Source organism: Streptomyces sp. NPDC040622 (assembly GCF_055593965.1).
Window position 1 is genome coordinate 209,884 of the sequence record NZ_JBVIXD010000009.1, and the last position, 11,985, is coordinate 221,868.

Sequence of the window (11,985 nt, forward strand, 5' to 3'; positions counted from 1 at the left end):
CGTCCCGTTGCCCGTCGGCCCCGCGCGGGTCACCCGTCCCCAGGAGCGTTGCCGCCGTGAGAGTCATCGTCGTAGGAGCCGGCGTGGTGGGAACCATGCACGCCTGGCACGCAGTGGAGCGCGGCCACGAGGTCGTACAGATCGAGCGCGAGAGCGAGGCCCGCGGGGCGTCGCTCCGCAACTTCGGGCAGATATGGGTGAGCGGCCGGGCGGGCGGCGAGGAGCTCGACACCGCCCTGCGTGCCCGCGAGCTCTGGGAGGGGATCGGCGAGCGCGTGCCGGGCCTGGGCTTCCGGGCCAACGGCTCCCTGACGCTCGTCCGCACCGCCCGCGAACACGCCGTCGCCGAGGCCGCGTTGGCCCGGCCGGACGCCGCGGCCCGCGGCTACAAGCTGCTGGACGCCGCGGAGGCGCGGGCGCTCAACCCGGCCCTGCGGGGCGAGTTCGGTGCCGGCCTGTGGTGCGAGCGGGACGCGGCCGTGGAACCACGCACCGCCCAACTGCGGCTCAGGGAAGCCCTGTCGAAGTCGCCGCGCTACACCTTCCTGCCGGGCCGCGAGATCCGCGAGGTCGTCGGCGAGAGCGCCGTGCGCGACGACCACGGTGACGTGCACGCGGGAGACGTCGTCGTCCTCGCGACCGGCGCCTGGCTCGGCGGCCTCGTGCGCGAGCTCGCGGGACCGGACCTTCCCGTGCGCCGCGTCCGCCTGCAGATGATGCAGACCGAGCCGCTCGGCGAGACGCTCACCACCTCCGTGGCGGACGCCGACAGTTTCCGCTACTACCCGGCCTACCGGTCCGACGCGCTCGACGCGCTCAACACCGGGCAGGCACAGCGGCCGACCGCCGCCGCGCACAAGATGCAACTGCTCATGGTGCAGCGCAAGGACGGCGGCCTGACCATCGGCGACACCCACGAGTACGAGCACCCCTTCGCCTTCGACACCGTCGAGGACCCCTACGACCACCTCACCGAGGTCGTCGAGGGCTTCCTCGGCCGCCCGCTGCCGAGGATCAGGCGGCGCTGGGCCGGGGTGTACGCGCAGTGCGTGGACACGAGCAGGGTCGTGCACCGCCAGCAGGTGCGCGAGGGCGTGTGGCTGGTCACCGGACCCGGCGGGCGCGGCATGACCTGTTCGCCGGCGATCGCCGAGCGGACCGCGGACGAACTGGGATGGTGAGGGAGTTGACGAAGACCACGGGCAGCACCGCACGGGCGGGTGGCGCGGGCCGCATCGGCCTCGTCGTGCTCGACATGGCGGGCACCACCGTCGCCGACGGGGGCCTCGTCGAGCAGGCCTTCGCCGCCGCCGCGCGGGAGCTCGGCGTCGAGCCGGACTCGGCGGACCACGCGGCGAAGCTGGAGTACGTGCGCGCCACCATGGGCGAGTCCAAGATCTCCGTGTTCCGGCACCTGTTCGGCGAGGAGACGCTCGCCCGGCAGGCCAACACCGCTTTCGAGAAGGCGTACGGGACGCTCGTGGACGGCGGCCGCATCGCACCGGTCCCGGGCGCGCGGGAGGCCATCGAGGAGCTGGCCGACGACGGCCGGACCGTCGTCCTGACCACCGGCTTCGCCCGCGTCACCCAGGACGCCATCCTCGACGCGCTGGGCTGGCGGGACCTCGTCCCGCTGACCCTGTGCCCCGCCGACGCGGGCGGCCGCGGGCGTCCCTACCCGGACATGGTGCTCGGCGCGTTCCTGCGGACCGGCGCCGTGGACGGCGTCCAGGACGTGGCGGTCGCGGGCGACACGGCGTACGACATGCGCAGCGGTGTCCGCGCGGGCGCCTCCGTCGTAGCCGGGGTGCTGACCGGTGCCCACGGCGACACGGCGCTGCGCGAGGCCGGCGCGACCCACGTGCTCGGCTCCGTCGCCGAACTGCCCGCGATCCTCAGGGGAGTCGGCTGATGGGCAGCGGGATCCGCTTCGACCGGGTCTGCGTCGCCTACGGCGGCAACACCGTCCTGGACTCCCTGGACCTGACCGTCGAACCCGGCGAGGTCATGGCCCTGCTCGGCCCCTCCGGGTCCGGCAAGACCACCGCGCTGCGGGCCGTCGCCGGATTCGTGCGGCCCGCGTCGGGGCGCGTGTTCATCGGGGACCGCGACGTCACCGCGCTGCCGCCGCACCGGCGGGGCATCGGCATGGTCGTCCAGCAGTACGCGCTCTTCCCGCACATGCGGGTCGCGGACAACGTCGCCTTCGGCATGAAGGCCCAGAAGGTGGCCAAGGGCGACATCCCCGGACGCGTAGCCGAGGCGCTGGAGATGACGGGCATGGCCGCGTACGCGAAGCGGTTCCCGCGCGAACTCTCCGGCGGGCAGCAGCAGCGCGTCGCCATCGCGCGGGCCCTCGCCATCCGTCCTGGCGTGCTGCTCCTGGACGAACCGCTCTCCGCGCTCGACGCCCAGCTGCGTTCCGGCATGCTCACCGAACTCGCCCGGCTGCACCGCGAGTTGCCCGACGTCTCCATCCTGTACGTCACCCACGACCAGGTCGAGGCGCTCACCCTGGCCGACCGGATCGCCGTCATGGACCGGGCCAGGCTCCAGGACTGCGGGACACCGCAGGAGCTGTACCGGGCGCCGCGCACCGAGTTCACCGCGTCCTTCGTGGGCAACGCCAACCTGCTGCCGGTGACCGTCGGCGACGGCGGCGTGTCCTTCGCCGGGTCGGTGCTGAAGGTCGACACGGGGGAGGCGGCCGCCGGGGCGACGGCCACCCTGTGCGTGCGGCCGCACCTGGTCGGGCTCGGCGACGGGCCCAACCCGCTGCGGGGCGAGGTGACCGAGGTCCGGTGGCGCGGCGCCACGCACCGGCTGTACGTGGACGTGGCGGGGGAGCGGGTCAAGGCGGACGTCCGCGAGCTCAGGACGCCGCCGGGCATCGGGGAGCGGGTCACGCTGCACTTCGCGGCCGACGACGCGGTGCTCCTCGCCGGAGGGGTGACCGGTGGGTAGTCCCGCGGAACGCCTCACGAGCCGCCCGGCACCGGGGGCCGTGCCCACCCTCCACCGGCCCGCCCGGCGGAGCGTGCCCGCCTTCGTCTGGGCCCTGCCGCCCGTCGCCGTGCTCGCGCTCGTCTTCCTCTATCCGCTCTTCCTCGTCGTCCAGCAGTCGCTGCGGCCCGACACCGGCGGGACCTCCCTCCAGCCGTACGCGGACGTCTTCGCCTCCGCGGCGTTCCGGGAGGCCCTGGGAACCACCGTGTGGCTCGCGGTCGGGTCGACCGTGGGGTGTCTGGTGCTCGGGTTCGCACTCGCGCTGGTCATCGCGTTCGTGCCGTTCCCCGGCGGGAAGGCCGTGTCGCGGTTCATCGACGTCTTCCTCTCCTTCCCGTCCTTCCTCATCACCCTCGCCCTGCTCTTCGTCTACGGCACCAAGGGCATGGCCAACGGGCTCTGGACGGACGCGACCGGGGCCGCCGAGGGGCCGTTCCAGTTCCTGACCACCCCGTGGGGCGTCCTGCTCGCCGAGATCACGTACTTCACGCCCTTCGTGATGCGGCCGCTGCTCGCCGCGTTCTCGCAGCTGGACACGGCACAGCTGGAGGTCGCCTCCAGCCTCGGGGCGAGGCCCGCCCGCATCGTGCGCCGCGTCATCCTGCCCGAGGCGCTGCCCGCGCTCGCCGCCGGCGGCAGCCTCGTCCTCGTCATGTGTCTCAACGAGTTCGGGATCGTGCTCTTCACCGGCGCGAAAGGCGTCACGACCCTCCCGATGCTCGTCTACAGCAAAGCCATTCTCGAGTCCGACTATCCGGCGGCGTGTGTCGTCGCCGTCGTCAACATCGCGATTTCCGTGGGCCTCTACGGCCTGTACCGGGTGGTGAGCCGTCGTGCTGGTGCATAGCCGCAAGGGGAAGTGGGCGACCTGGGTCCTCTTCTTCGTCTTCTTCCTGCCGCTCTTCGCGCTGCCGCTGCTCGTGATCCTGGCCGCGTCGTTCTCCGAGCACTGGTCGGGGGCCTTCCCGTCCGGCTTCACCGGTGAGCACTACGCGTCGGCCACCCGCGGCGAGTCGCTGCGGGCCCTCACCACGAGCCTGGTCACCGCGGCCGCCGCCAGCCTGCTCGCGCTGACCGTCGGCTCCTGGGCCGCGCTCGCCGCCGCCTCGCTGAGGAAGGGCGGCAGGAGGGCTCTCGACGCGCTGTTCATGCTGCCCGTCGCCGTGCCGTCCGTGGTGGTCGGCCTCGCCGTCCTCGTCGCGTTCTCCAAGCCGCCGATGATCCTGAACGGCACGCGGTGGATCGTGATCCTCGCGCACGCCCTGCTCGTCACGGCGTTCGCCCACCAGTCGGTCTCGGCCGCCCTCGTGCGTCTCGACCCGGCGTACGAACAGGCCGCCGCATCGCTCGGTGCCCGGCCCTCGTACGTCCTGATGAAGGTGAAGCTGCCGCTCCTGCTGCCGTCGCTCACCGCGGCGGCGGGGCTCTGCTTCGCGCTCTCCATGGGCGAGCTGAGCGCCACGATGATGCTCTACCCGCCGGACTGGATGCCGCTGCCCGTGCAGATCTACGCGGCCACCGACCGGGGCTCCACGTTCACGGGCGCCGCCGTCGCGGTGGTCCTGATGGCGGCCACGCTGGCCGTCCTGCTCGCCGTCTCCCGCATCCGCACCCGCGCCTCCTACCGCTGAACCACCTTTCCCCGCACGGCACTTCACGTCCCTCAAGGAGTACGAAACGTCATGTCCCGCCTTACCCGCGTCCGACACGTCCGCACGGTCGCCGCCGTCACCGGCAGCCTCGTCCTGGCCGGCTCCCTCACCGCGTGCGGCGGCGACTCCGCCGCGTCCGACGACAAGGTCGTCACCGTCTACAGCGCCGACGGCCTCAAGGGTGAGAACGGCGACGGCTGGTACGACCGGGTCTTCAAGGACTTCGAGAAGAAGACCGGCATCAAGGTGAACTACGTCGAGGGCGGCTCCGGCGAGATGGTGCAGCGCGCCGTCCGGGAGAAGTCCAACACGCAGGCCGACGTGCTCGTCACGCTGCCGCCGTTCATCCAGCAGGCCGACGGAAAGGGCCTGTTGCAGGCGTACAAGCCCAAGGGATCCGAGGAGGTCGGCGGCGCCGACAAGGACGCCGACGGCAAGTGGACGTCCGTGGTGAACAACTACTTCGGCTTCATCTACAACAAGAAGGAACTGGCGGGCGGGAAAGCCCCGAAGACTTGGCAGGACCTCACCGAAGGCACGTACAAGAACAAGGTGCAGTACTCGACTCCCGGTGTCGCGGGTGACGGTACGGCCGTGCTCATCAAGGCGATGCACGACTTCGGCGGCAAGAAGCCCGCCATGGACTACCTCGAGAAGCTGCAGACCAACAACGTCGGCCCGTCCGCCTCCACCGGCAAGCTCGCGCCCAAGGTCGACAAGGGCGAACTGCTCGCCGCCAACGGCGACGTCCAGATGAACTACGCGCAGTCCAAGGACATGCCGAACCTCGGCATCTGGTTCCCCGCGACCACGGAGAACCCGGACAGGCCCACCACGTTCGCGCTGCCCTACGCGGCCGGCCTGGTGACGAAGGCCCCGCACGGCGCCAACGCGAAGAAGTTCCTCGACTACCTGCTCGACCGGACGGCGCAGCGGCAGGTCAGCGAGATCGGCGGCGGCTTCCCCGCCCGCAGGGACGTCAAGCCCACCGACGCCAACGCCATCGCCCTCGACAAGGTCATCGACGGCGTGGAGATCTTCGAGCCGGACTGGGCGGACATCTCCGAGAACCTCCCGTCCTACGTGGAGGACTGGAAGTCGGCCACCGGCAGCTGACCTCACGTTCACCCGGAAACACGAGAGTTCACCGGTACACCCCTGGCCCCGGGGTGCCGGGTAGCGAAAAGATAACGGGTATGGACCCAACGCCCCTGCACCGGCAGGGGCGTTGGCGTGCGCCGCCCCCCACCTCGAATCCCGGAGGACCACGTGTCGTCAGGCATCACCCGCCGCTCGCTGCTCGTCTCCACCGCGGCCGCGGCCCTTGCCGCAAGTCCCCTCACCGCCGTCGCCAGGGCCGCGGCCAAGACCCCGAAGGTCCTGGTCATAGGCCTGGACGGCGCCCTGCTCAACAGAATCAAGGACGCCGAGACCCCCACCCTCAAGCGCCTGATGAGCACCGGTCTCACGGCACCCAGCGCCCTGTACGCCAACCCCGTCGCGCCCACGTCGTCGGGCCCCGGCTGGTCGACGCTCATCACCGGCGTCTGGCCCGACAAGCACAAGGTCGTGAACAACGAGTTCACCGGCCACCAGCTCGCCGCCTACCCGGACTTCATGACCCGGATCGAAGCCGCGAAGCCGCAGCTGCGGACCTACGCCGTCGCGTCCTGGGGCCCCATCACCGACATCATCTTCTCCGCGAAGGTCGACACGCGGGTCTCCACGCCGTCCGCCGAGTACGACGCGGGCACCACGTCCCGTGCCGTCGCCGAGATCAGGAACGGCAACCCCGACGCGGTCTTCGTCCAGCTCGACAACGTCGACCACGCGGGCCACGACAGCGGCGCCGCCAGCCAGGCCTACCTGGACGCCCTGCACGGCGTCGACACCCAGGCGGGGCAGATCCTGGACGCCGTCACCTCCCGCGCCACGTACGGCGACGAGAGCTGGCTCGTCATGGTCACCGCCGACCACGGGCACACCGACGTGGGCGGCCACGGCGGCTCCAGCTGGGCCGAACGCCAGACCTTCATGATCGCCACCGGGCCCACGATCACCCCGGGCTCGGTCCGCCACGACATCCGCATGCCCGACATCGCCGCCAGCGCCCTGGCGCACCTCGGCGTCGCCCTCGACCCGGCCTGGGGCCTGGACGGCCGGCCCCTCCAGCAGCCGCGCCCCGACGACTTCGACGCCCTGCGCGAGCGGCTGACCGGACCCGTCGACGAGGGCGGCATCGGCGCCGGCGTCATCGGCTTCACGCACACCCCGCCGAGCGGCTGGAGCGTCGACAACACGAAGATGGGCACCGGCGGTGTCACCGAGTGGCGCGGCTGGTCCTTCACGACGGACGAGTTCTGGACGAAGGCCGAGCGCGACCAGCGGCGCGAGAACAACATCCGCGCCCGCGGCGTCTTCGCGGTCGCCGACGGCGACGAGTGGACCGACAAGTCCTTCTCGGGCACCTTCGACTCGACGCTGGTCAGCCCCGCGTACGACGTGCGGGGCGGCTCCGGCGCCACCCTCACGTACACGACGTACTACCGCCAGGAGGCCCCGCAGAAGGGCGAGGTGCTCGTCTCCTACGACGGCGGCACCCCGGTCGCGGTGAAGACGTACACGTCCGACACCCCCTCCGTCGTCGAGAACATCGCCCTGAAGGTCCCGGCGGGTGCCCGCACGGCCCAGGTCCGCTTCCGTTACACGGGAGGGAACAACTGGTACTGGGTGATCGACGGGGTGCGGATCACGAAGAATTGACCGGGGTCAAGATCGTGGCTTCCTGATTAGGCTGAGGGGCGTCGGCACAGCGCTGTCCCGGCGCCCCTCAGTTACCCCGCATCGACGCAGAACGCAGGAGTGCACCCCATGGCAGAGCGCAAGCCCATCGAATCGTGGCTCACCGACATGGACGGCGTACTCATCCACGAGGGAGTGCCGATCCCCGGCGCCGACGCCTTCATCAAGAAGCTCCGCGAGTCGGGCAAGCCCTTCCTCGTCCTGACGAACAACTCCATCTACACCGCCCGCGACCTCCAGGCCCGCCTGACCCGCATGGGCCTGGAAGTGCCCGTCGAGAACATCTGGACCTCCGCGCTCGCCACCGCCAAGTTCCTCGACGACCAGCGCCCCGGCGGCACCGCGTACGTCATCGGCGAGGCGGGCCTGACCACCGCCCTGCACGACATCGGGTACGTCCTGACCGACCACGACCCCGACTACGTGGTGCTCGGCGAGACCCGCACGTACTCCTTCGAGGCCATGACGAAGGCCGTGCGCCTCATCAACGGCGGGGCCCGGTTCATCTGCACCAACCCGGACGAGACCGGCCCCTCCACCGAGGGCCCGCTGCCCGCCACCGGGGCCGTGGCCGCCCTGATCACCAAGGCGACCGGCCGCACCCCGTACTTCGCGGGCAAGCCGAACCCCCTGATGATGCGGACGGGCCTGAACGCCATCGGGGCGCACTCGGAGACGAGTGCCATGATCGGCGACCGCATGGACACGGACGTCCTCGCGGGCCTGGAGGCGGGCATGGAGACGTTCCTCGTGCTCACCGGGCTGACCACGAAGGCCGACATCGACCACCACCCCTTCCGGCCCTCGAACGTCGTGGACTCCATCGCGGACCTCGTCGACCGGATCTGAGCGGCCGCTCAGGCGCGGCGGCCTCCCCCGTTTGCCCCGCCGGGCGGGCGGGGGCGCCCCGGGCGCGTGACCCTCGTACACAGGAGGTTCACGATGCGCATATGTTCCCTCGCTCTGCGTGGTGCAGGGGTGGCCGTCACCCTGGCCCTCGCCCTGCCCGCCACCGCGGCGCGGGCCCACGACCACGAATCCGTCCGGGCCACCGTCACCCCGTCGAGCACCGCCCCCGGCGCGTCCGTGGAGGTGAGCGTCTCGGGCTGCGACGGCACGACCGGATCGGCCGGGTCGGGCGCCTTCCAGGGGGACGCCAACCTCACGGGCCGTGACGGCGACAAGTACTCCCTCAACGGCAGCGCCCGCATCCGCGACGGCGTCTCCGGCACCTACGACGTCACCGTCACCTGCGACGGCCACCCCCACCAGGGCGTCGGCACGGTCCGGGTCGTCCGGCACAACCCGGCCCCCGTCTCCCCGGTGCACGCGGGCGGCGGCGGCACCGCACAGCTGACCTCCGCCGCTTCCTCGCAGGCCACCGAGGCGGGCCCCGGCACCCGGCACGCCGTGATCGGCCTGATCCTCGCCGGCGTCGCCGCCGTCGCCGTCGCGTTCCGCAGCGTCCGCCGGCGCCGCTCCGAGTGACGGGCGGGGCATGACGATGTCCGGCGGCGGGCGTGCGTCCGGATCGGGGCGGCTGCTGACCGGCGTCGCCTGGGCGGTCCTCCTGATCGGTCTGTGGTTCTGGGGCAGCGACGTCACCGACCTGCGCGGCGGCATGTCCGGGCCCACCACGGGCGACGTGGCCCAGGTCGGCCGCCCCCTCGGAGTCGAACTCCCGCCCGCGCACGAGCCGCTGGCGCCCGCCCGCCCGGAGCGCGTCGAGGTTCCCTCGCTGAAGGTGCGGGCCCCCGTGACGGCCCGCGGCCTGGACGCCGAGGGCGCGATCGACCCGCCGCCCTTCGACCAGCCGGGCACCGTCGGCTGGTACGGCGGCGGCACCCGCCCCGGCGCCCCGGGCGCGTCGCTCTTCGTGGGCCACGTCGACACCGAGACGAAGGCCGCCGTCTTCTACGACCTCAGCACGCTGCGCCCCGGCGAGGGCGTCGACGTGGCGCGCGAGGACGGCACGGTCGCCGAGTTCACGGTGTACGACGTCCAGGTCGTCACCCGCGAGCGGTTCGACGCGACGAAGGCGTACGGCCCGCACGAGGAGGGGCGCGCGGAGCTGCGCCTCATCACCTGCGGCGGCACCTTCGACAAGGCCACCCGCACCTACACGGCGAACGTGATCGTCTCGGCGTATCTCACGGGAGTGACGCGCTGACCGCGGGGCCGGAAAAGGGTCCGAGGGCCTCGGAAACGGTCCACCTGGCCCGATCGGCGGCCCGCTCCCCCCGGAGCCGCCGATCGGGCTGGTCCTCGACCGCACACGCACGAGCTGCGGGAGAAACCCGGCGTCGGCGGGAGGTTCGGGACCATTCCGAATTGCGGAATGGTGGCAAAGGCCGGGGGCTTGGGCCGTGCAACAGACTTTAGAACGAATATGCGCGCGGGCCTAGGGGGCGTCGGAGGCGGAATGACGCCAAGTCGCGGATCCTTCTCCCTGCGTGATCCCCGCAGGTCGGCCGCGATTCTCAGGGAGGTTCGGACCTGCCGCGCCGCACCGCCTCGCCGTCGATCGCCCCCTTGATCACTTGGATGGCGACCAGGTCGATGACCTGCTGCTCCCTGCGCGCATAACCCCGCAGCGCCTCGAATGCCTCGTCCACACCGGTGTTCCACCGCTCGGCGAGCATGCCTTTGGCCTGTTCGATGCGAATACGGCTGTCCAGCGCCGTCTGGAGCTGTTCGGTGAGCGTCCGGTACTCGGTATGGGTGCGGTGGTTGTGCAGGCCCATGGCCGCGGCATCGGCGAGGGTCTGGGCGATCCTCAACTCCCGCTCGGACAGCTCGGACCGGTGCACCGTCGGGGCGTGGGACGCGAACACGTTGAGTACGCCCAGCATGGTGTCGTTCCAGCGCATCGGCACCGCGTACGTTCCCGCGACGCCGTACTCGCCGGCCCGCGCGGCGAACGCCGGCCACCGGGCCCCCGCCGCGTCCGGCCCCGTCCCGACCGGCGGCACGGGACGGCGGGTGCCGAACGTCTCCAGGCACGGGCCACCGCGGTGCTGCACCACGAGGAGCTCCCGCACCAGCGTCTGTTGGCAGCTGCACGGAATGAGGCGCACCGAGCCGTCCCCGCCCGTGTACATGACGCCCGCGCCGCGCGCCCCGAGCAGTTCGACGGAGCGGTCGGCCATCCACTGCAGGTACTTCTCGGCGTCGAAGTCGTCGGTCAGGGTGTCCGCGGTCTCCACCAGGACGTGCGCGAGCCGCAGCTCGCTGTCGCGGTGCTGCACGGCCTTCCTCCTCAACTCCCCGCGGACTGTGCCTACCCAGGGCGGCGGTGCTGTAACAGCTCTCCTACAGCTCTCCGAGCGGCCCTTGGCGGACCTCGTGGGCAGGGGGTCCGTGTGTCAGGATTGGGATTCGGACAGTGCACCCGAGGGGGAGTGGATGTACCGCAAATACACCGGCCGCGGGCACGGTTTCGCGGCCAGAGGGGTGCGGACGGGAGCGGCGCTCGCGGGTGCCGCCCTGCTCCTTGCGGGGTGCTCCTCCTCCGGTGACGACTCGGACGACTCGTCGAGCGCTCCGGTGAAGCAGCAGCCCAAGGGAAAGGACCCGTACTGGGTCAACCCGGACGGCAACGCGGCCAAGCAGGTCTCCTCGTACGCGAAGGACGGCAAGAAGGACGACGCCGAGCAGCTCCGCAAGATCGCCGAACAGCCGGTCGCCGAGTGGATCGTCCCGGAGAACGCCGAGGACCAGGCGCGCGGCTTCACCGAGGCCGCCGAGCAGGCCGACCGCGACGCCCTGATGGTCGTCTACAACATCCCGCACCGCGACTGCGGCCAGTACTCGGGCGGCGGCGCGGCCGACGGCAACGCCTACCGCACGTTCATCGACCAGGTCGCCAAGGGCATCGGCGACCGCCACGCCACGGTGATCCTGGAGCCCGACGCGGTGCTCCACATGGTGGACAACTGCACGCCGGGGCAGTTCCACGAGGAGCGCTACGACCTGCTCAACGGCGCCGTCGGCAAGCTCAAGTCCCTGAAGAACACCAAGGTGTACCTGGACGCGGGCAACGCGGGGTGGAAGAACCCCGACTCGCTGTGGGAGCCCCTGAAGCGCTCCGGCGTCGAGCAGGCCGACGGCTTCTCGGTGAACGTCTCCAACTTCCAGACCACCGAGGTCAGCACGGAGTTCGGCAAGAAGCTCTCGGCGAAGATCGGCAACAAGCCGTTCGTCATCGACACGGCACGCAACGGCAACGGCCCCTACGACAAGGGCAAGGACCCCTGGTGCAACCCGCCGGGCCGCGCGCTCGGCGAGGCGCCGACGACCAGGACGTCCGACCCGCTGGTCGACGCGTACCTCTGGGTCAAGCGGCCCGGTGAGTCGGACGGCACGTGCCGGGGTGGGCCCAAGGCCGGCCAGTGGTGGCCCGAGTACGCGCTGGGCCTCGCGAAGGCGTCCTCGTAGGGGCGCGGAGAGCTGCGCGTTCGGCGCACGTACGAAGAGGCCGCGGCCGCGTCTGCCGAGTGACTCGCAGGACGCGGCCGCGGCTCTG

The 11,985-nt window shown here is 71.6% G+C and carries 12 protein-coding genes; 11 read left to right on the plus strand and 1 reads right to left on the minus strand.

All coding sequences use genetic code 11. The annotated features are described in order from the left end of the window. The first annotated feature begins 56 nt into the window (after window positions 1-56). From ACZ592_RS26600 to ACZ592_RS26645, 10 genes are all read left to right on the plus strand, one after another. A complete protein-coding gene (locus tag ACZ592_RS26600; RefSeq protein WP_471584153.1) occupies window positions 57-1,181 on the plus strand; it encodes a TIGR03364 family FAD-dependent oxidoreductase in 1,125 nt (374 codons plus the stop codon). Next, on the plus strand, window positions 1,175-1,912 hold the full coding sequence (locus tag ACZ592_RS26605; protein ID WP_471584154.1) for an HAD family hydrolase: 738 nt from the start codon (window positions 1,175-1,177) through the stop codon (window positions 1,910-1,912). The genes ACZ592_RS26600 and ACZ592_RS26605 overlap by 7 nt, the downstream gene beginning before the upstream one ends. After that, the gene (locus ACZ592_RS26610; RefSeq protein ID WP_471584155.1) at window positions 1,912-2,964 is read left to right on the plus strand and encodes an ABC transporter ATP-binding protein; all 1,053 of its coding nucleotides are present in this window, start codon (window positions 1,912-1,914) and stop codon (window positions 2,962-2,964) included. The genes ACZ592_RS26605 and ACZ592_RS26610 overlap by 1 nt, the downstream gene beginning before the upstream one ends. Beyond that, window positions 2,957-3,853 (plus strand): 2-aminoethylphosphonate ABC transporter permease subunit, encoded by an 897-nt coding sequence (locus ACZ592_RS26615; protein ID WP_471584156.1) that lies wholly within the window; start codon window positions 2,957-2,959, stop codon window positions 3,851-3,853. Before ACZ592_RS26610 ends, ACZ592_RS26615 begins: the two co-directional genes overlap by 8 nt. Further along, complete coding sequence (locus ACZ592_RS26620) at window positions 3,840-4,637, plus strand: ABC transporter permease (protein ID WP_471584157.1); 798 nt, start codon at window positions 3,840-3,842, stop codon at window positions 4,635-4,637. The genes ACZ592_RS26615 and ACZ592_RS26620 overlap by 14 nt, the downstream gene beginning before the upstream one ends. Window positions 4,638-4,688: 51 nt before the next feature. Continuing rightward, window positions 4,689-5,774 (plus strand): 2-aminoethylphosphonate ABC transporter substrate-binding protein, encoded by a 1,086-nt coding sequence (locus tag ACZ592_RS26625; RefSeq protein ID WP_471584158.1) that lies wholly within the window; start codon window positions 4,689-4,691, stop codon window positions 5,772-5,774. Window positions 5,775-5,927: 153 nt separating this feature from the next. Continuing rightward, complete coding sequence (locus tag ACZ592_RS26630) at window positions 5,928-7,421, plus strand: alkaline phosphatase family protein (RefSeq protein WP_471584159.1); 1,494 nt, start codon at window positions 5,928-5,930, stop codon at window positions 7,419-7,421. 108 nt (window positions 7,422-7,529) lie between these two features. Next, window positions 7,530-8,309, plus strand: a complete 780-nt coding sequence (locus ACZ592_RS26635) for an HAD-IIA family hydrolase (protein ID WP_471584160.1) — start codon at window positions 7,530-7,532, stop codon at window positions 8,307-8,309. Between the two features lie 129 nt (window positions 8,310-8,438). Continuing rightward, complete coding sequence (locus ACZ592_RS26640; RefSeq protein WP_471584161.1) at window positions 8,439-8,948, plus strand: hypothetical protein; 510 nt, start codon at window positions 8,439-8,441, stop codon at window positions 8,946-8,948. 16 nt (window positions 8,949-8,964) lie between these two features. Further along, window positions 8,965-9,630, plus strand: coding sequence for a class F sortase (locus ACZ592_RS26645; protein WP_471584398.1), 666 nt, complete (start codon window positions 8,965-8,967; stop codon window positions 9,628-9,630). A 310-nt stretch (window positions 9,631-9,940) separates the two neighbouring features. On the opposite strand, the gene ACZ592_RS26650 is transcribed toward ACZ592_RS26645, so the two are convergent. Continuing rightward, on the minus strand, window positions 9,941-10,708 hold the full coding sequence (locus ACZ592_RS26650; RefSeq protein WP_471584162.1) for an ANTAR domain-containing protein: 768 nt from the start codon (window positions 10,706-10,708) through the stop codon (window positions 9,941-9,943). 157 nt (window positions 10,709-10,865) lie between these two features. On the opposite strand from ACZ592_RS26650, the gene ACZ592_RS26655 reads away from it, so the two are divergent. Beyond that, window positions 10,866-11,897 (plus strand): glycoside hydrolase family 6 protein, encoded by a 1,032-nt coding sequence (locus tag ACZ592_RS26655; protein WP_471584163.1) that lies wholly within the window; start codon window positions 10,866-10,868, stop codon window positions 11,895-11,897. Window positions 11,898-11,985: the final 88 nt, after the last annotated feature.